18 protein-coding genes are annotated in these 18091 nt (G+C 62.2%); 7 read left to right on the top strand and 11 right to left on the bottom strand.

Annotated elements, in window-relative coordinates:
* Positions 1-100 precede the first annotated feature (100 nt).
* A complete protein-coding gene (locus tag RIN13_RS04010; RefSeq protein WP_309106043.1) occupies positions 101-829 on the top strand; it encodes a GntR family transcriptional regulator in 729 nt (242 codons plus the stop codon).
* 9 nt (positions 830-838) lie between these two features.
* Here RIN13_RS04010 and RIN13_RS04005 read toward each other — a convergent pair whose 3' ends face one another.
* Entirely contained in the window at positions 839-2452 is a 1614-nt protein-coding gene (locus tag RIN13_RS04005; protein ID WP_309106042.1) for a peptide chain release factor 3, read from the bottom strand.
* Positions 2453-2794: 342 nt separating this feature from the next.
* Here RIN13_RS04005 and disA point away from each other — a divergent pair, with 342 nt between their 5' ends.
* From disA to RIN13_RS03990, 3 genes are all read left to right on the top strand, one after another.
* A complete protein-coding gene (gene disA, locus RIN13_RS04000; RefSeq protein ID WP_247041202.1) occupies positions 2795-3871 on the top strand; it encodes a DNA integrity scanning diadenylate cyclase DisA in 1077 nt (358 codons plus the stop codon).
* Between the two features lie 127 nt (positions 3872-3998).
* On the top strand, positions 3999-4700 hold the full coding sequence (locus tag RIN13_RS03995; protein ID WP_309106041.1) for an HNH endonuclease family protein: 702 nt from the start codon (positions 3999-4001) through the stop codon (positions 4698-4700).
* A gap of 103 nt (positions 4701-4803) precedes the next feature.
* The gene (locus RIN13_RS03990; protein WP_309106040.1) at positions 4804-5316 is read left to right on the top strand and encodes a DUF2087 domain-containing protein; all 513 of its coding nucleotides are present in this window, start codon (positions 4804-4806) and stop codon (positions 5314-5316) included.
* Between the two features lie 22 nt (positions 5317-5338).
* Here the strand turns inward: RIN13_RS03990 and RIN13_RS03985 are convergent, their stop codons facing one another.
* Positions 5339-6097, bottom strand: a complete 759-nt coding sequence (locus tag RIN13_RS03985; RefSeq protein ID WP_309106039.1) for a hypothetical protein — start codon at positions 6095-6097, stop codon at positions 5339-5341.
* Between the two features lie 92 nt (positions 6098-6189).
* On the opposite strand from RIN13_RS03985, the gene RIN13_RS03980 reads away from it, so the two are divergent.
* Complete coding sequence (locus tag RIN13_RS03980; protein WP_309106038.1) at positions 6190-7179, top strand: A/G-specific adenine glycosylase; 990 nt, start codon at positions 6190-6192, stop codon at positions 7177-7179.
* Between the two features lie 105 nt (positions 7180-7284).
* Positions 7285-7815, top strand: coding sequence for a hypothetical protein (locus RIN13_RS03975; RefSeq protein WP_309106037.1), 531 nt, complete (start codon positions 7285-7287; stop codon positions 7813-7815).
* Between the two features lie 48 nt (positions 7816-7863).
* Here the strand turns inward: RIN13_RS03975 and RIN13_RS03970 are convergent, their stop codons facing one another.
* The 5 genes from RIN13_RS03970 to RIN13_RS03950 form a co-directional block, all read right to left on the bottom strand.
* A complete protein-coding gene (locus RIN13_RS03970) occupies positions 7864-8334 on the bottom strand; it encodes an ATP-binding protein (RefSeq protein ID WP_309106036.1) in 471 nt (156 codons plus the stop codon).
* Positions 8335-8492: 158 nt separating this feature from the next.
* Entirely contained in the window at positions 8493-9197 is a 705-nt protein-coding gene (gene dhaM / locus RIN13_RS03965) for a dihydroxyacetone kinase phosphoryl donor subunit DhaM (protein ID WP_309106035.1), read from the bottom strand.
* On the bottom strand, positions 9194-9823 hold the full coding sequence (gene dhaL, locus RIN13_RS03960) for a dihydroxyacetone kinase subunit DhaL (RefSeq protein ID WP_309106034.1): 630 nt from the start codon (positions 9821-9823) through the stop codon (positions 9194-9196). The genes dhaM and dhaL overlap by 4 nt, the downstream gene beginning before the upstream one ends.
* Positions 9823-10824, bottom strand: coding sequence for a dihydroxyacetone kinase subunit DhaK (gene dhaK, locus RIN13_RS03955; protein ID WP_309106033.1), 1002 nt, complete (start codon positions 10822-10824; stop codon positions 9823-9825). The genes dhaL and dhaK overlap by 1 nt, the downstream gene beginning before the upstream one ends.
* Positions 10825-10906: 82 nt before the next feature.
* Positions 10907-11416, bottom strand: coding sequence for an amino-acid N-acetyltransferase (locus RIN13_RS03950; protein WP_309106032.1), 510 nt, complete (start codon positions 11414-11416; stop codon positions 10907-10909).
* Positions 11417-11655: 239 nt separating this feature from the next.
* Between RIN13_RS03950 and RIN13_RS03945 the strand changes: the two genes are divergently transcribed.
* Complete coding sequence (locus tag RIN13_RS03945; protein WP_309106031.1) at positions 11656-12741, top strand: glycosyltransferase family 4 protein; 1086 nt, start codon at positions 11656-11658, stop codon at positions 12739-12741.
* Positions 12742-12863: 122 nt separating this feature from the next.
* Here RIN13_RS03945 and RIN13_RS03940 read toward each other — a convergent pair whose 3' ends face one another.
* The 4 genes from RIN13_RS03940 to lysS all read right to left on the bottom strand — a co-directional run bounded on the left by RIN13_RS03940 (position 12864) and on the right by lysS (position 17997).
* A complete protein-coding gene (locus RIN13_RS03940; RefSeq protein ID WP_309106030.1) occupies positions 12864-15356 on the bottom strand; it encodes an ATP-dependent Clp protease ATP-binding subunit in 2493 nt (830 codons plus the stop codon).
* Between the two features lie 412 nt (positions 15357-15768).
* Complete coding sequence (locus RIN13_RS03935) at positions 15769-16095, bottom strand: Lsr2 family protein (RefSeq protein ID WP_309106029.1); 327 nt, start codon at positions 16093-16095, stop codon at positions 15769-15771.
* A gap of 177 nt (positions 16096-16272) precedes the next feature.
* Positions 16273-16461 (bottom strand): hypothetical protein, encoded by a 189-nt coding sequence (locus RIN13_RS03930; RefSeq protein WP_309106028.1) that lies wholly within the window; start codon positions 16459-16461, stop codon positions 16273-16275.
* Between the two features lie 3 nt (positions 16462-16464).
* The gene (gene lysS, locus RIN13_RS03925; protein ID WP_309106027.1) at positions 16465-17997 is read right to left on the bottom strand and encodes a lysine--tRNA ligase; all 1533 of its coding nucleotides are present in this window, start codon (positions 17995-17997) and stop codon (positions 16465-16467) included.
* Positions 17998-18091 lie beyond the last annotated feature (94 nt).

The raw sequence follows: 18091 nt of genomic DNA, 5'->3' as shown, positions 1-18091 counted from the left end.
GAGGTCACCGCGGGAGTCAAGCTTTTTCTTTTTTTCCCATTGTGCCGGGCGTCGGCGCCGCCGCTTATTGGTACTTTTCCCATCAGTTTAGGATGGAGGAATGGAACAGGTGCCGTTCGACAACCCAGCGTCCCTGCTTCGGCCTGTCAGGCATGGAAACGCCTTTGAAGAAACCATCGAACGACTCCTTCAAACCATCAAACTGGGCCTGTTTGCCGCCGGCGACAAACTGCCTGCTGAGCGTGAGCTTTCCGAGCAGCTCGGTGTTTCCCGTGCAACTCTGCGTGAGGCTCTGGCCGAACTCCAAAAGGCCGGGTACGTGGAGGTTCAGCGCGGCCGCTACGGCGGGACTTATGTTGCCCTGAAACTGCCCGCCGGTCGCGGCGAGGGCACCGCCCTGGACCCGGCCGAAGTGGACGATGCCCTCGCTTTCAGAACCGTACTGGAACCGGCCGCGGCTTCACTTGCTGCCAGAGCCAAGCTCTCCCCGCGGGAACGCCGGCATCTGCTGGACTCTTTGGCGGACGTAGCCACCGCCCCAGCCGAGCTTTACAGGCCCAAGGATGCGCGCTTCCACGTCGCTGTAGCCGAACTCGCCGGGTCCCCGAGCCTGGCAGCCGCGGTGGCCGATGTACGTGCCCGGATCAATGACCTGTTGGACCGCATCCCTTTTCTGGAGCCTAACCTGGAACACTCCAACCGCCAGCACCAGCGGATTGTGGACGCCATCCTGCGCGGTGATGATGAGGAAGCGCGGCGGGCCATGGAAGACCACCTGCTGGGCACGGCTTCCCTGCTGCACGGATTCCTGGGCCCAGGGGAAGAATAAAGCGGGCTGCTACTTGGCGGGGTTATGCGTTCCGATGGGAACCAGGGTCAGCCCGGGAAGGTTCTTCTCGATCCGCCGGAGCGCCCAGACGTCGTTGAACAAGGCGAGGTATTCGCCGTCGGAACGCAGCAGCACCTCAGCGCCGGGGACGTTGGCCAGCGCAGGCATGGCATCCGCCGTCGAGATCCTGGCTATTGAATACGGAAGCCGTTCAAGGCGCATGGGTGCACTGAAGTCATGCGCCATGCGGTCCTCCACCACTTCAAACTGCATGGGGCCGACGGCGGCCAGCACCGGCGCCTGGTCCCCGCGGATGTCGGAACGCAACACCTGGATGACGCCCTCGTGTTCAAGCTGCTCGATGCCCCGCCGGAACTGTTTGAAGCGGCTGGGATCCTTGGACCTGGCAACCTGGAAGTGCTCGGGCGCAAACAGCGGGATGGCGGGGAACTCGACGGGCTGCTCCAGGAACAGGCTGTCTCCCACCCGCAGCGATGACGCGTTTACAAGACCAACAACATCGCCCGGGTAGGCCTCGTCAATCACTTCGCGTTCCCGGCCGAACACCTGCTGGGCGTACTTCGTCGCGAATGATTTGCCCGTACGCGTCTGCGTGACCACCATTCCGCGCTCAAAGACCCCCGAGCACACCCGGATGAAGGCAACGTGGTCCCGATGCGCCTTGTTCATGCCGGCCTGGACTTTGAAAACGAAGCCTGCGAAAGGAGCGTCAACGGCCCGGGGCGCACCGTCCACGTCCGGACGCGGCGCTGCCGGAGGAGCGAAGTCCACGAGGGCGTCGAGGATTTCCTTGACGCCGAAGTTGAGCGCGGCCGAGCTGAAGAGGATGGGGGTTGCCTTGCCCGCGTGGAAGCTGTCGACGTCGAACTCCAGGTTCGATTCGATCACGAGACCCGCCTCATCCACGGCGTTGTCCCAGTCGTTGCCTTGGCTGGCAGCGGCCTCTTCCGGGGTGAAGTATTCGGTGAGGGCGATATTCGCGCCGGCGTTGTTGCGCTTGAACTGCGCGAACCGGTCGTTGCGGAGATCCCACACCCCACGGAAGTCGCCGGAGATGCCTACAGCCCACGTCAGGGGCATGGGAAGCAGCCCTGTACGTTCGGTGATTTCGTCCATCAGGGCCAAGGCATCCAGGCCCGGACGGTCCCATTTGTTGATAACCGTGATGATGGGCAGGTTGCGCTGCTTGCAGACCTCAAAGAGTTTCATGGTTTGCGTTTCCAGGCCCTTCGCCGCGTCAATGAGCATCACAGCGCAGTCGACGGCGGCCAAAACCCGGTAGGTGTCTTCGGAGAAGTCGGCGTGGCCGGGGGTGTCCAGGAGATTGATGACCGTGTCCCGGTAGGAGAACTGGAGGGCTGCGGAGCTGATGGAAATACCGCGGTCCTTCTCCATCTGCATCCAGTCCGAGACCGTTTCCTTGCGGTTGGCCTTGCCGCTGGAGGCCCCGGCGGTTCCGATTACTTTGGCATGCAGGGCAAGCGCCTCGGTGAGCGTCGACTTGCCGGCGTCGGGGTGGGAAATAACAGCGAACGTCCGACGCCGGGCCGCCTGCTTGTGAATCTCGTGGACTCTGGCGGGGCTGAGGACTTCTTGGGACACGGTGCTACTTTCGCTGCAGTCAAGGGGAACGCGGAGGGGATCTGGGAGCCGGGTGCGTGGTGCACACGGTGGTGCAGTCCGGTTCCCAAGTTTATCGCAGCCCACCCGGGGACGCTGATGGGCGGTCTAAAACGGCCCTGAGTGAAGTGTCCCCGGATGCACCTGCCTGGCCGTTTCCGACGAGAGTAAATGAGGCACTTTAAGGCTTGCCTGTGCGGATATTGGTCGGCTTTACCTTTATCATGGTGCTTGCGGGAAAACGAGTACTTTTTATCCTGTCGGAGCTCGTCGAAAACCGGCATACCTGCGGGCAGCGGCCCGCACCTTTGAAGGGAAAAATCTATGGCTCGGAGCCCTGAAGATTCACTCAAGGCGACTCTGGGCAGAGTGGCTCCCGGAACAGCGCTGCGGGACGGACTCGAACGCATCCTGCGCGGACGCACGGGCGCCCTCATCGTTTTGGGCTCTGACAGGACCATCGAATCCATCTGCTCAGGCGGTTTCGATATCGGCATCGACTTTTCCCCCACCCGCCTGCGGGAGCTGGCCAAGATGGACGGCGCAATCATTTGCGATAAGGATGCAGGCAACATCCTCCGCGCCGCCGTCCAGCTTGTTCCGGATTCCAGTATCGAAACCCAGGAATCGGGCACCCGACACAGGACCGCCGAGCGCGTGGCCATCCAGACCGGTGTTCCCGTCATTTCGGTCAGCCAGTCCATGCAGATCATTGCCCTGTACGTGAACGGCCTGCGCCATGTCCTGGAAGGCTCAGAGAAGGTCCTGGCCCGCGCCAACCAGGCCCTGGCAACCCTGGAGCGGTACCGTTCCCGTTTGGACCAGGTCACCAGTTCACTGTCCGCCCTGGAGATTGAAGCCATGGTCACGGTCAGGGACGTTGCCGTTACGCTGCAGCGCCAGGAAATGGTACGGCGCATCTCTGAGGAGATCTCGCAGTATGTGCTGGAGTTGGGCGAAGACGGCCGTCTGCTGTCCCTCCAGCTCGATGAACTCACCGTGGGCCGCGGTCCGGGCAGTGACGTGATTATCCGCGATTACGCGGGGCCGGACGCTTCGCCTGAAGACATTGACGGTGCCGTCAACGCCCTGGTCAGTCTTGGGCCCACTGAACTGATCGATCTGGGTAAGATCGCCCACATCATCGGCTTTGCCGGTGGTGTGGAAACGCTCGACGCCGTCGTCCAGCCCCGTGGTTACCGGCTCCTTTCGGGACTGAAAGCTGTCCCGAAAGCGGTGGCAGACCGACTGGTGGACCACTTCGGCGGGCTCCAGAACCTGATGGCTGCCACCATCGACGACCTCATGACCGTGGACGGTATTGGCGATCAGCGTGCCCGGACAGTGCGCGAGGGCTTGAGCCGCATGGCAGAAGCCAGCCTGCTGGACCGCTTCCTGTAAATAACGCCACCGCTCCTTGCCTTCGGCCTCCCGGTCTGCGGCGTGCGCAGCAGGTAGGGTGTCTTTGCCCTCCCCATGCTTGTAGAAAGACAGAACAATCGCACACCGCACTGCTAAAGCCCTGACCTTGCTGACCGCTGTTCTGTTGAGCGGAGGGCTCGCGGGATGCGGCGCGGTTAACACCGCCGTCGCCGATGCGGTGGAGGAGATTCAGGAAGCGGGGCCTTCAACCCAGGCCGGGGCCACTCACGGACCTTCAGCGGCCGGCGAGGCTGCCGCCGCACTTGAGCAACTCGCAACCATCCCGGTAAAGGGCCGCGCCCCCAAAACCGGCTACAGCCGGGAGGAGTTCGGTGCCGCATGGGCCGACGTCGACCATAACGGCTGTGATACCCGCAACGATATCCTCGCAAGGGACCTCGAAGGTGAGACGTTCAAGCCAGGCACGCACAACTGCATAGTGCTGACCGGAAAGCTTGCGGACAAGTACACCGGCACCACCATCAGCTTCGTCCGCGGTGCCGACACCAGCTCCGAAGTCCAGATCGACCACATCATTCCGCTGTCCCTGGCCTGGCAGACAGGAGCCCAGCAGATCGGCGAAGAACAGCGACGGCAGTTCGCCAACGATCCACTGAACCTCATGGCCGCCGATGGCACCGCGAACATGAGCAAGGGCGATAAAGACGCCGCCAGCTGGCTGCCAGGCAACAAGGCGTTCCGTTGTGAGTACGTGGCGCGCCAGACGGCTGTGAAGGCCAAGTACCAGCTGTGGGTCACCCAGCCGGAACGCGACGCTATCGCCGGAATTCTCGCCGCCTGCAGGTAGCAGCTGGCAATGCCGCCCCTTATCGGTGAGATAACTGGCCCGTCCCCACCTCTCCGTTCGGGGGTCCAGAATGGAGAAAAGAAAGTGGCGAAAGAGGAGAATTTTGAACGACCCTCAACAGTGGAAAGGCGTGCTGTCCGTCCTCGCCAATGACAACCTGCGGCTGGCCGCCGCGGAACTCATTGTCGAAGAAGCGGCCCGATCAGGCCGTTCCCTTACCGAGGGACAGCGAAGGAAAGCACGGGACCGCCTTGTGAAATCAGGCCTGTTTCGGAGCGAGAACGAAGCCTTCAACTCTTCCTTTTTGAAGGACATTCTCGATTCGGCTAGAGAACCCGGCGGCGCTACCGGAGTGGAGCGCTTTCTCGCCAAGGGCAGGATAGAAACGTTTCCCACCAGAGCGAGGCATCGGGATGAAGTGCTTGCCTGGGCCTGCTCAAAGGTCATCAGCGGCGGGGAAGTCCTGAGCGAAAAGGCAATCAACGAGCGGTTGAAGGAAATCGCGGACGACTACGTCCTGCTGCGGCGATACCTCGTCGACGGCGGCTGGCTCGTCCGGACAGCGTCAGGCTCCGAGTATTCCTTGGCCCCAACGCCTCCCGGCGACCAAGATTAGCGGCCCGAGCTGGGCAGTACACCTAGCCCAGCTGGAAAACTGCCTTGGGGCTGGTCCTGGCCCCGAGCTTGGCGGTGAAGACGTAGTAGGCGCCACCGGCACCGGGCTTAGCCGAGACAGCCGAACAGCCCGGCACACTGCGGTTACGTGGCCAGGGGAAGTTGGCGGTTTCGCTCTTCCCGGGAGCGATGGTCTTTATCAGGTCCTCGCTGTTGGCCTGGCAGTCAAGGGAGGAGAAGATCCGGTCCGAACCACTGGTCACCAGGAACTCCATCTGCGAAGTTCCGATGTTGACGTCGCAGGGCAGCTCACCGCCATTGGTGACTTTCAGGCTCAGCAACGGGTTTTCGCCATCGCCATACACGGGCTTGTCAGTTGAGGCCGTAACTGTCACCAGGCTCTCGTCGCAACTCGGAGTCGCAGGCGGGGAGCCGGGCGCTGCGGCGGAATTGTCCCGACCGGCGGTTGGCTGCGGAGAGGCATCTGATCCGCCATCAGCGTTGCCGCCATCCGTGGAAGAAACATGCTCCTGGTCTCCGTTCAGCATCCCTGACACTGCTGCAAAACCTCCGAAGCCCATGGCCAGCACCATAAGCAAAGTGACCCCAACGAACAGACGGCGACGGCGGTACACGGCACTGACAGACTTGCCCCCGGACCTGCCGCGAGACGGTCCCGCCGACCTTCCCCTGGAAGCGCCGTTTGAACTGCTCGTGGGTTTCCTGCCGGAGGACGTCGCCTGCCTTGAACCGTTGTTTCCTGTGCTGCCTTGCCTGACCATATCTTCTAGGCTAGAGAACCAACGGCACGGATGAGGACCCACCACGCCGCCCGCCCGTCCCTTTCCGGCACCGGGCCGCCATCCACTAAAGTATGGGAATCAAAGCTCCAACAGATCCCTCCGCCATTCCGCCGCTCATTCCTCCTGGCCCGGCCCTCAAAAAGCTCCACAGGGCGCTGGACGACTGGTTCGAGGAGACAGCGCGCACACTCCCGTGGCGAGATCCCGCCTGCAGTCCCTGGGGTGTCCTGGTCAGCGAGATCATGCTGCAGCAGACTCCGGTGGTCCGGGTTTTGCCAGTCTGGAAAGAATGGCTCGACCGTTGGCCCTCGCCGGCGGACCTGGCAAGAGATGCTGCCGGTGAAGCGGTCAGGCACTGGGGACGCCTTGGTTACCCCCGGCGGGCACTCAGGCTCCACGCGGCCGCCGTCGACATAACCCACAATCATGGGGGAAGCGTGCCTCGGACGTACGCTGAGCTCCTCGAACTTCCGGGGGTGGGCAGCTATACAGCCGCTGCGGTGGCGGCGTTTGCCTTCGGGAAGCGGGAGACCGTGGTGGATACCAATATCCGCCGCGTTCACGCCCGGCTCGTTTCCGGTGCAGCCTTGCCATCGCCCGCTTTGACCGCCGCGGAGATGAGGCTTGCCGAACAGCTGCTTCCAACCGACGACGACGCATCCGTCCGCTGGAACGCCTCGGTAATGGAACTGGGCGCCCTCGTCTGCACAGCCCGTTCACCCAGGTGCAGTGATTGTCCCGTCCGCGAATCCTGTGAGTGGCTGGCGGCAGGTGAGCCGCCGCCGTCGTACATCCCCAAGGGCCAGTCCTGGCACGGGACAGACCGGCAGGTCCGGGGCGCAGTCATGGCCGTCCTCCGGGCCGCGGATGCTCCAGTGGCCCCCGAATTCTTTTCGCAGGCTCCTGCCGATCTGGGGTTCGAACCGGATGGAATAGGAGTCCCGCTTGCTGCCCTTCATCGCCTCAACTGTGCACCTGAGCAGTTGGAGCGTGCACTGGCGGGGCTTCTCAATGACGGTCTCGCTGAGCTCCACCCGGCCGGCTTCCAGCTCCCGGGCTGAGTGAGCGGGCTGAGTCGGAAGGCTGAGGCATTCGGAAGGTAACGATGTAGGTCCCACTTCGTCCGCTTCCGTATGCTCCCTGCATCCGCAGATTTACCCTGAAGTATGCGCATCCTGTACGGGTTCCTTGCTCTCGGGGCGACGGCAGTTCTGACCTCGGGCTGCCACTTTTATGAGCAGCCGTGCCCGGCGATCGCTCAGGCGTCGGCTGTCTCCCTTAGGGTAGAGCGCAGCTATGTGCCCTCAGTGAAAAGCGTCCATCTCAAAGCTTGCCAGGACGGCGTCTGCAAGGAAGCGGACCTCGAACTCATGCCGGGAACTGTCTCCGTTGATCAGGGCTGCACGGGCGATGGGCCGGACGATTCCTGCTCGGCCACTTCAGTGCCTGACGGCACCCTGGTGGGAATGCTCATGCTGGACGTTCTGACGGAGTCCCCGATTGACGCTTCCCTGACCGGAACATCCCCCAATGGTGCTCCGTTGCCCCAGCGCTCTCTGACGTTCACCCCGACTAGTGACTATCCCTTTGGCCAGCAGTGCGGAAAGTTCCTCGGTGCTTCCCTCATTCTCGACGCCGATGGCCTGCGCCAGTCGGGCCTGAACCAGAGCATCGAGCCGGACATACCTGCCGGCTGACAGCCACTCAGTCCAGGGGGAGCCAGTCCGGGAACGCAGCCCTTGAGATCAGTCCAGCGGGAGCGTGATGGTGACCTTGGTGCCGGCACCCGGATTGGAGTCCACTACGCTGCTGCCGCCTGCCCCCGTCACTGCGGCGCACATCAGGCGCAGCCCGAATCCGTGCAGCCTGCCCCGGACCGCCTTTTTGCAGTCGAAGCCGGTCCCGTTATCTGAGATGACCAGCCGGATACCGTGGTACACAGCGTCAAGCCGGATGGTGACATCCGTTGCGTGGGCATATTTGTAAGTGTTGCTCAGAGTTTCCTGGGCGGCCCGGTAGAGCAGCGACGCAGAACGGGCATCGATCTCAACTCCGTGGTGAGGTGTTTCCCAGTGCAGCCTGGTTCCCTGCCCCCGCAGTGGAGTTGCCAGTCTGTCAATGCACCCTGCGAGACCAAGGGCTTGAAAATCCAGCGGCCGCGGGTCGGTGAGAACACCGTGCACGGCTTTGATTTCTTCTTCCGATGTAGTGGTCATGGCGTCGGCCCCCCGCTGCTCTGGTCCTTTGGCGGCCTTTGGGGCCGGCCCCCTCGCCGGGCCCCAAAGGCTCATATCCCCAGACTGCGCCGGGACACTCAAGAACCGGGTCGGCTTATGGCAGGAGTTCCGCAAATTCTCCTCAAGAGTGCAAGTATTCAGGATTCGCCGAACCCGGACTGCACCAGCCCCTGTATATAGCGCACAGCTTTAGCCGCATCCGGACCATTGGCCTCGACGCGAAGCACCGAACCTTTGCCCGCCGCGAGGGTCATCAGGCCGGTCATGGAAGCGCCGTCGACGCCGTTGATGGTGACGTCGGCATCCATCCCGGCGAGACCGCCGGCGATCTTGGCAGCGGGCCTTGCGTGCAGCCCCGCTTCGTTGACGAGCTCAAAACTCTCACTGACCTCCGGTTGCCAGTCCGCCGCGTGCTGGGTGCGGGACTCTTCATTGACGCTTACAGGCTCGTCCCGTCCCTGCCCGAGAGCACCCCGGACAGCTTCCGCAGCCTTCTGCACCGTCCGCAGATCGGCACCTGTCTGGGCAGCCACAGCGGCGGCGATGAGCCCCTCGATCAGCGGCGCATCGGCAAGCACCACTGAATCGGGGTCACCGGAAAACTCGATGGCCGCCTCAGCAGTCATCACGGCCGAGCCCAGGTCCGTGAGGATCACAATGCCGTCGCCGTCTGCGGCTTCGGCGAGTGCCGCCATCACCTTTTCCATGCTCGTTCCGATCCGGCCGTCATCAGTTCCCCCGGCGGGGAGAATAACGACGTCGGGAGCCATTTGAGCGGCAAGCTCCACCGCGCCGTCGGCAATTTTTTCGCTATGGGACACCACGACCAGCCGGACAGTCACGCCGCGGCCCCTGCCGCCGCACGAAGAATCAGGGCAGTGGAAACGGCTCCCGGATCGCGGTGGCCGATGCTGCGTTCTCCCAGATAGCTGGCCCGGCCCTTCCTCGCAATCAGCGGATCTGTTGCCGCAGCACCTTCCTCCGCAGCCTCGGCTGCGGCCACCAGAACAGCGAGAACGTTGGCGCCAGCGGCCGAGGCTGCCCCCGCTGCCTCGACGGCGGGTGTCCAGGCGTCCACCATGGTCTTGTCTCCGGGCTCTGCCTTCCCGCGTGCCACTACGCCGTCCCGTGCCGCTTCCAGCGCCTGCGCGAGAGCCGCAGGGCTGATGTCAGGAGCGTCCCCCAAAGTTGTTGCGGCGCGAAGGAACGCGGTCCCGTAAAGGGGCCCCGCTGCCCCACCCACTTTTGACATCAGGGACATCGCAGTCAGTTTCAGGGCGGCGCCGGGCGTCTCCGGCTGGGATTCAGCCAGCTTGTCCAGAACGGCCTGGAACCCCCTGTCCATGTTCTCGCCGTGATCGGAATCGCCGATGGCGCGGTCCAGTTCGATCAGCTCGAGCCGGTGCTCGGCCATCGCCTGTGCGCACATGGTCAGCCATTTCACAGCCCACGTGACGTCCAGGGCCATCAGATCCCCCACCGCAAGGCTGCCGTGTGGACGGGTGCGTCCCAGAGCGCCGTCATTTCATCGTCAAGGCGGAGCACCGACACGGAGCAGCCCTGCATTTCCAGCGAAGTGATGTAGTTGCCAACCAGGGAGCGTTCCACCATGATCCCGCGCTCCTTCAGGACCTGGACTGCCCGCCGGTACACGATGTAAAGCTCGCTTTGGGGGGTGCCGCCCATCCCATTGACGAACAACAGGACCCGCTCCCCGGCATCGAGACCCAAATCAGAGAGGATTGGTTCAAGCAACCTGTCCGTGATGCCATCCGCGTTTTCCATGGGAATCTTGTGCCTGCCGGGTTCGCCGTGGATGCCGATGCCGATCTCGATCTCATTCTCTTCGAGATCGAAGCTCGGACCTCCCGCGTGAGGCACCGTACATGCAGTCAAAGCCACTCCCATGCTGCGGACGTTGCTGTTGACGCGCTGGCCGATGGCAGCGACGGCCTCGAGGTTGTCACCGCGTTCGGCAGCCGCTCCGGCAATCTTTTCCACGAGGACTGTGCCGCCGACGCCCCTGCGCCCTGCCGTGTACAACGAATCTTCGACGGCGACGTCATCGTTGACCAGCACCGTTCGAACCTCCACGCCTTCGACCTGCGCCATCTCCGCTGCAGTTTCGAAGTTGAGGAGGTCCCCGGTGTAGTTCTTCACAATATGGACGACGCCGGCGCCGGAGTTGGCTGCCAGCGTTGCCGGAATAATCTGGTCGGGTGTCGGCGACGTAAATACAGCCCCCGGAACTGCGGCGTCGAGCATGCCGAGTCCCACGAAACCGCCATGCAGGGGTTCATGGCCGCTGCCTCCGCCGGAGACGAGTCCCACCTTGCCGGCAACGGGAGCGTCCCTGCGTGTAATGAACTTCGGTTCGGTCGAGACGGCTACGATGTCAGCGTGCGCCAGGCCGAATCCCTCTACGGATTCGTCCACGACTGCACGGGGATCGTTGATGAGCTTTTTCATGGCTGTGCTCCTTAGATGGATCTGCCGGTTCGCTCTGACCCTACTACCGGGGAGCGGTCCCGCGGTAGCACTTGCGCCGTGGCTAGAGAACCTTGATCATCCGGGTGTTGCCGAGGGTATTGGGCTTAACCCGGGCAAGGTCCAGGAATTCTGCGACACCTTCGTCATGCGAGCGCAGGAGTTCGGAATAAACGACGGGATCGACAGCCGTCTGGTCGGGCATGACCTCGAAACCATGGCGTTTGAAGAAATCCACTTCGAACGTGAGGCAAAAAACCCTGGAGACACCCAGTGCCTTCGCATCCTCCAGCAGGGTCTCCACCAGAACGTGGCCCACTCCCCTGCCACGCCAGGCGTCGGAGGCCGCAAGAGTGCGCACTTCCGCCAGATCCTCCCACATCACGTGCAAGGCACCGCAGCCAATCACCTGGCCTCCGTCTGACTCGGCGATCCGGAACTCCTGGAGGCTCTCGTAGTAAGCCACGGTCTCCTTTGCCATGAGGATCCGCTGATCCGCCAGAGGCGCCACAAGCTGTTTGATGGCAGCGACATCGCTGGTGCGGGCAGGGCGGATGCGGAAGGACTCGGTCACAGCCCTAATCTTACGGCGGCCAACTCATGCCCTTGTGACGCCCCTCTGCAGGACGGATGGCACGAAGGACCAAAAACCCCTTGCCGGGATGGGCACGGGATCCTATGGTTTGATCTAGGCAGCCAACTTAGCTTTTTGTGGCGCTTGAGAAGCAGTGCCGCGGGCTGGGGCGCGGAAAATGAAGTTTGCAGACTGGTCTCATAAGCGGGTCCGCTAAGCGGCGGACCGGAGAGGTCGGCATGCGCATAGGACTAATCGGAAACCCGTGGATTCCAGTGCCACCACGAACATACGGCGGGATCGAACGGGTTGTGGACTACCTCGCCCGCGGCCTGACGGCTGCGGGGCATGAGGTATTGCTGGCTGCACCCTCGGATAGTGAATGTCCTGTTCCCCTCGCCCCGGGAATGACTGAATCCGAGCCAGGCGATATGGGAGCCACGCTGTCTGAACTGAGCCATGTGGCAAGGGCTTATGACGCAATGCAAGGCATGGACCTCATTCACGACCACACAATGGCAGGCCCGCTGTATCTCCACCGTGCGCCGCATATTCCCTTAGTCACCACTATCCACGGCCCCCTTGTGCCTCATGCCGTGGACATATACCGGGCCATGGAGAAGAACACCAGCATTGTGGCTATTTCCCAGGATCAGGCAGCCCAGGCTCCGGATGTGCACGTGACCCGCGTCATCCACCATGGGCTGGATTACTCCAGTGTCCCGCTGGGACGGGGCAGAGGTGGCTACGCCTGTTTCGTAGGCAGGATCTGCCCGGACAAGGGCGTCCTGGAGGCCATCAAAATTGCCCGGGAGGCGGGTATCCCCTTGCATATCGCCGCCAAGATGCGCGAAAAGGACGAAATCAGGTACTTCCGCGACGTCATCGAGCCGATCCTGGGAAGCAACGAAGAGTACATCGGCGAAATCGGGGATGCCGAAAAATACGAGCTTATGGGAAACGCAGTTGCCTTGCTGAATCCCATTCAATGGCACGAACCCTTCGGCTTGGTGATGATTGAAGCCATGGCGACAGGCACGCCGGTGGTGGGAACGCCCATAGGGTCAGCACCAGAGATCGTGGAGCACGGGGTTACCGGCTATCTGGCGCCTACCGAAGAGCTTTCGTCTCTGTTGCTCCTGGCAGAAGAGCTGGACCGAGCCGCGTGCAGGGCGGCGGTCGAGGCCAATTTCAGCGCAGAACGTATGGTGGCTGATCATTTGAGCCTGTACGGGCAGATCCTCCAAAAGGACCTGAGCGCTCGGAACCTGATGGGGCCGGCCTGGCACGAGAATCTTAGGCAGGGCCCGCTGGCGCACGCCTAAACCCACGTGGTAGTGCACGAAGTCCAGGGGCAGGGGCGCATCCGCCGCAGCGACTCGACAACGAACAGGCCCCGCCGTCACCTTGCGGTGAGGACGGGGCCTGTTGTTGGAGCGGTGTGCGCCTAGACGCTGGGGGCGATCTCCGGGATGCGCGGCTTGGCGTTGCCGGCGAAGGTGAACTTGGCGTCGTCGCCTTCGCCGTCCACATCCACCACCACGATGTCCCCGGCGTGGATCTCGCCGAACAGGATCTTCTCGGAAAGCTGGTCCTCGATCTCGCGCTGGATGGTCCGGCGCAGCGGCCGGGCGCCCATAGCGGGATCGTAACCGCGGGTTGCAAGGAGGACCTTGGCCGCCGGCGTAAGCTCGATGCCCATGTCCTTGTCCTTGAGCCGCTTCTCCAGACGTCCAACGAACATGTCCACGATCTCGATGATCTCGTCCTGGGTCAGCTGCGGGAACACCACAACGTCATCCACACGGTTCAGGAACTCGGGACGGAAGTGCTGCTTCAGCTCCTCGGTAACACGGGCACGCATGCGGTTGTAGCCCGTCTGCGTATCTGTGCCCGACTGGAAGCCCGTTGCGACGCTCTTGGAAATGTCGCGGGTACCCAGGTTGGTGGTCATGATGATCACCGTGTTCTTGAAGTCCACCACGCGGCCCTGTGAGTCGGTCAACCGGCCATCCTCCAGGATCTGCAGGAGGGAGTTGAAGAGGTCCGCGTGGGCCTTTTCAACTTCGTCGAACAGCACTACGGAGAACGGACGACGGCGGACCTTTTCAGTCAGCTGCCCACCCTCTTCGTAGCCGACGTAGCCGGGAGGTGCACCGAAGAGACGAGACACTGTGTGCTTCTCCGAGTACTCGGACATGTCCAGCGTGATGAGGGCGTCCTCCTCGCCGAAGAGGAATTCAGCGAGGGCCTTGGCGAGCTCCGTCTTTCCGACGCCCGTGGGGCCGGCGAAGATGAACGAGCCGCCCGGGCGCTTCGGGTCCTTCAGACCCGCACGGGTCCGGCGGATGGCCTGGGACAGGGCCTTGATGGCCTCGTTCTGGCCGACAACGCGCTTGTGGAGCTCGTCTTCCATCTTCAGCAGGCGCGAGGACTCTTCCTCGGTCAGCTTGAAGACCGGGATGCCGGTGGAGTTGGCCAGCACCTCGGCGATGAGATCCTCATCCACCTCGGAGATGTCGTCCATCCCGCCGGTCTTCCAGTGGCGTTCCTTCTCGGCCCGCTCGGCAATGAGCTTTTGCTCCTTGTCGCGCAGTGAAGCGGCGCCCTCGAAGTCCTGGGCGTCGATGGCAGACTCTTTTTCCATCTTGAGTTCTGCAATGCGCTCGTCCATGGCCTTGAGCTCCGGCGGAGCGGTCATCCGGCGAATACGGAGGCGTGCACCGGCTTCGTCGATAAGGTCGATCGCCTTGTCCGGAAGGAAGCGGTCCGAAATGTAGCGTTCGGCGAGGCTCGCTGCCGACGCGAGGGCGCCGTCGGTGATGGTGACCCTGTGGTGGGCTTCGTAGCGGTCCCGCAGGCCTTTGAGGATTTCGATTGCATGTGCAACCGAGGGCTCCTTGACCTGGATTGGCTGGAAGCGGCGCTCAAGGGCGGCGTCCTTCTCGATGTGCTTGCGGTATTCATCCAACGTGGTGGCACCGATGGTCTGGAGCTCACCGCGGGCCAGCATTGGCTTCAGGATGGAAGCGGCGTCAATCGCGCCCTCGGCGGCACCGGCACCTACAAGGGTGTGGATCTCGTCGATGAACAGGATGATGTCGCCACGGGTGCGGATTTCCTTGAGGACCTTCTTCAGGCGCTCTTCGAAGTCACCACGGTAACGGGAACCGGCAACGAGGGAGCCAAGGTCCAGCGTGTAAAGCTGCTTGTCCTTGATGGTCTCAGGCACATCCCCGCGGACAATCGCCTGAGCCAGGCCTTCGACGACGGCGGTCTTGCCAACGCCCGGTTCACCGATCAGCACAGGGTTGTTCTTGGTGCGGCGGGAAAGGACCTGCATAACGCGTTCCATTTCCTGTTCGCGCCCGATCACGGGGTCAAGCTTGTTCTCGCGGGCAGCCTGCGTCAGGTTCCGGCCGAACTGGTCCAGAACCACCGAGCCTGCCGGGGTTCCCTCAGCCTGGCCTGGGCCAACACCGGCACCGGTAGTCTCTTTGCCCTGGTAACCCGAGAGCAGTTGGATGACCTGCTGGCGGACACGGTTGAGGTCAGCACCGAGCTTGACCAGCACCTGGGCGGCAACACCTTCACCCTCACGGATGAGTCCCAGGAGGATGTGCTCCGTCCCGATGTAGTTGTGGCCCAGCTGCAGTGCTTCACGCAGGGACAGCTCCAGTACCTTCTTGGCACGAGGGGTGAAGGGGATGTGGCCGGAAGGAGCCTGCTGGCCCTGGCCGATGATCTCCTGCACCTGCTCGCGTACGCCGTCGAGCGAAATGCTCAAGGACTCAAGAGCTTTGGCGGCAACGCCCTCACCTTCATGGATCAAACCCAAGAGGATGTGTTCGGTACCAATGTAATTGTGGTTCAGCATGCGTGCCTCTTCTTGGGCAAGCACAACTACGCGACGGGCACGGTCCGTAAATCGCTCAAACATTTCGCCACACTCCTAGCTACGACGTACTTTGATGCTACGTGGAGGAGGCCCACTTTTGGAGCTTGTTCGCCACGGGGGAAACCCGGAGGCAACTTTGCGGTGGACCGGAGCAACCATCGGGTGGGCCGGCAGCTCGCCCAGCAGGCGTCAAACACTAACGGTGCGGGGCTCTGAAGTGCTGCTGCCCGGACGGTATGTGGCTTGCTTCGTGCCATGAGGAAAGGCGCTTGACTTTCACCTGGACAGCCGAAGGTCAAACTCCCCGCCTTTTCCCGATAAAGTCCGGCAACGGGTTTCGACCTGGAAAACTGCGGCGGAAAAAGCGGGGTAGACAGTAAAGGCAAGCAAAAAAGTCGAAGCCCCCTCCAACCGGCGGGGGCTTCGACTTTTGCAACGCATAGATACTTCAACTCTAGGAATTGGCCCTTTGGTACGCTTCCTGAATTTCGGCTTGGATACGGCCGCGGCTGTTAACCGCATAGCCGTTCTCCCGTGCCCACTGACGGATCTGTGCAGAGTCCTGATTCCGGCCGGTTGAGACCTTTGTGCGCGTTGCGCGGCCGGTGGACGTCTTGCGGGCGCCGGAAATAAAGCGCTCCAGTGCGGAGCGCAGTTCCGACGCATTGTCTGATGACAGGTCAATTTCGTAACTGACGCCATCAAGACCAAAACGGACAGTTTCGTCCGCGGTTCCCCCATCCAGGTCATCCACAAGGATGATTTTTACTTTCTGTGCCATGGAAATTCTCTCTTTTGGAAAGGACGGGTATTCAGAAAAGCAGGATGTTACAAATAAAGTATCCCCCGGTTTATGGCAACGCGTCAAAACAGAAAAAGGTTCCTGTGGAAAGTGCCCGCTCAAGCACGCACATTTGTTTTGCCCAACTGTCATTGAAGACATTCAGGGCAGATGGAACTAAGAGTTAGCCTGGGTTCCGGCAGGGGGATCTTCCCGTTTGGGAGCAGGGGGCGTGGCGTCTGCTTCGGCCTGGGCCCGGGCCTCGGCCTGCCGCTCCGCCTTGTCCGCGTTAAAAATGGACTTCATGGCGAACCAGAAGAGGAGGCCCACCACAACGGATGGAAGCAATACGGCCACATACTCCATGACTCAGTGGCCTTCCGGCTTCAGGAGCGGGAACAGAATCGTTTCGCGGATACCGGCTCCGGTGAAGAGCATCACCAGGCGGTCAATTCCCAGGCCGAGGCCACCCATGGGCGGAGCGCCGTATTCGAGGGCCCGGAGGAAGTCCTCATCCAGTTGCATGGCCTCGTCGTCGCCGGCGGCCGCGCGCCGTGACTGTTCGGTGAGCCGTTCCCGCTGGATCACCGGGTCTATGAGCTCGGAGAATGCTGTGCCGCGTTCCATGCCGCCGATGATCAGGTCCCAGGCCTCGATCAGCCTGGGGTTTTCGCGGTGTTGACGGGCCAGCGGCTGGGCGGAAGGCGGGTAATCGTAAACAAACGTCGGGTTGATGAGGGTCGGCTCCACAATTTCGCCGAAGAGTTCCACGGCCAGCTTTTCCGCATCCCAAACAGTGTCGAACTTGATCTCATGCTGTTTCGCGAGCGCCTGCAGTTCCTCCACGGAAGTGTCAGGAGTGACCTCCTGCCCCACGGCCTCAGAGAGGCCAGGGTAAACCGAGAGCCAGGCCCAGTCGCCGTCGAGGTTAACCTCCCCCGCCGGTGTCTGGATTACCCGCCCCACGCCTGCTGCGTCAGCAGCGTCAAGAATGATTTCCTTGATGCGATCGGCCATTACAAACTGGTCAGCCCAGGCCTCGTAGGCCTCCAGCGTGGTGAACTCCGGGCTGTGGGTGGAATCGACGCCTTCATTACGGAAAACGCGGCCCATGTCATACACACGGTCGATGCCGCCAACGACTGCCCGCTTCAGGTAGAGCTCAGTGGCGATGCGCAGGGTCATCTTCTGGTCGAACGCATTCATGTGGGTTTCAAACGGGCGGGCGGTGGCGCCGCCATGCACCAGTTGCAGCATGGGGGTCTCCACCTCAACATAGTTGCGGCGGTTCAGGCTCTCCCTGATGGACCGGGTGATGGCCGCACGGGTGTAGACCATTTCGCGGGCCTCGTCACGGACCATGAGGTCCACGTAACGCTGCCGGACGCGGGTTTCCTCGTTGAGGTCGGCGTGCAGGACAGGCAACGGCCGCAGGGACTTGGAAGCCATCGACCAGGACTCAGCCATAACCGACAATTCGCCGCGACGCGAAGAGATAACTTCGCCCTTGATGAAGACGTGGTCGCCAAGGTCCACCAGGGCCTTCCATTCTGCAAGGGCTTCCTCCCCGACGTTGGCGAGGCTGAGCATGGCCTGCAGCCGGGTGGCAGTACCGTCCACGCCGCCTTCCTGCAGAGTGGCAAAGCAAAGCTTTCCGGTGTTCCGGACAAAAACCACCCGGCCGGTGACTCCTACGACGTCCCCGGTGGTGTCGTCTGCCTCAAGATGGGCGTACTTTTCCCTGATCTCGCTGAGGGAGTGTGTGCGCTCCACTCCCACCGGGTACGCCTCCACGCCGCGCTCAATCAGCTTGGCGCGCTTTTCCATGCGGATGCGCATCTGTTCGCTGGCGTCTGCAGGCTGGACGGCGTTGTTGGGGGCGGGGTTGTTTTGGGAAGTCACAATCCCCAAGTTTACCGTCGAATTCCACAGCAGCCTTCCCCCCATAACTCCGTCGTAACGCATCGCTGTATTCCCCCAGGAAGCCACGTGTTTG

This window comes from Arthrobacter sp. (genome assembly GCF_031179985.1).
GTDB lineage: Bacteria > Actinomycetota > Actinomycetes > Actinomycetales > Micrococcaceae > Arthrobacter.
The sequence above is the reverse complement of the archived record's forward strand: the minus strand, read 5'-3'. Positions and strand labels throughout refer to the sequence as shown.

Excerpts from the sequence above, each read along its gene's own strand:
- RIN13_RS04010 (WP_309106043.1), top strand. The coding sequence starts at position 101 with ATGGAACAGGTGCCGTTCGACAACCCAGCGTCCCTGCTTCGGCCTGTC.
- disA (WP_247041202.1), top strand. The coding sequence starts at position 2,795 with ATGGCTCGGAGCCCTGAAGATTCACTCAAGGCGACTCTGGGCAGAGTG.
- RIN13_RS03985 (WP_309106039.1), bottom strand. The coding sequence starts at position 6,097 with ATGGTCAGGCAAGGCAGCACAGGAAACAACGGTTCAAGGCAGGCGACG.
- RIN13_RS03980 (WP_309106038.1), top strand. The coding sequence starts at position 6,190 with ATGGGAATCAAAGCTCCAACAGATCCCTCCGCCATTCCGCCGCTCATT.
- RIN13_RS03975 (WP_309106037.1), top strand. The coding sequence starts at position 7,285 with ATGCGCATCCTGTACGGGTTCCTTGCTCTCGGGGCGACGGCAGTTCTG.
- RIN13_RS03970 (WP_309106036.1), bottom strand. The coding sequence starts at position 8,334 with ATGACCACTACATCGGAAGAAGAAATCAAAGCCGTGCACGGTGTTCTC.
- dhaL (WP_309106034.1), bottom strand. The coding sequence starts at position 9,823 with ATGGCCCTGGACGTCACGTGGGCTGTGAAATGGCTGACCATGTGCGCA.
- dhaK (WP_309106033.1), bottom strand. The coding sequence starts at position 10,824 with ATGAAAAAGCTCATCAACGATCCCCGTGCAGTCGTGGACGAATCCGTA.
- RIN13_RS03945 (WP_309106031.1), top strand. The coding sequence starts at position 11,656 with ATGCGCATAGGACTAATCGGAAACCCGTGGATTCCAGTGCCACCACGA.
- RIN13_RS03940 (WP_309106030.1), bottom strand. The coding sequence starts at position 15,356 with ATGTTTGAGCGATTTACGGACCGTGCCCGTCGCGTAGTTGTGCTTGCC.
- RIN13_RS03935 (WP_309106029.1), bottom strand. The coding sequence starts at position 16,095 with ATGGCACAGAAAGTAAAAATCATCCTTGTGGATGACCTGGATGGGGGA.
- RIN13_RS03930 (WP_309106028.1), bottom strand. The coding sequence starts at position 16,461 with ATGGAGTATGTGGCCGTATTGCTTCCATCCGTTGTGGTGGGCCTCCTC.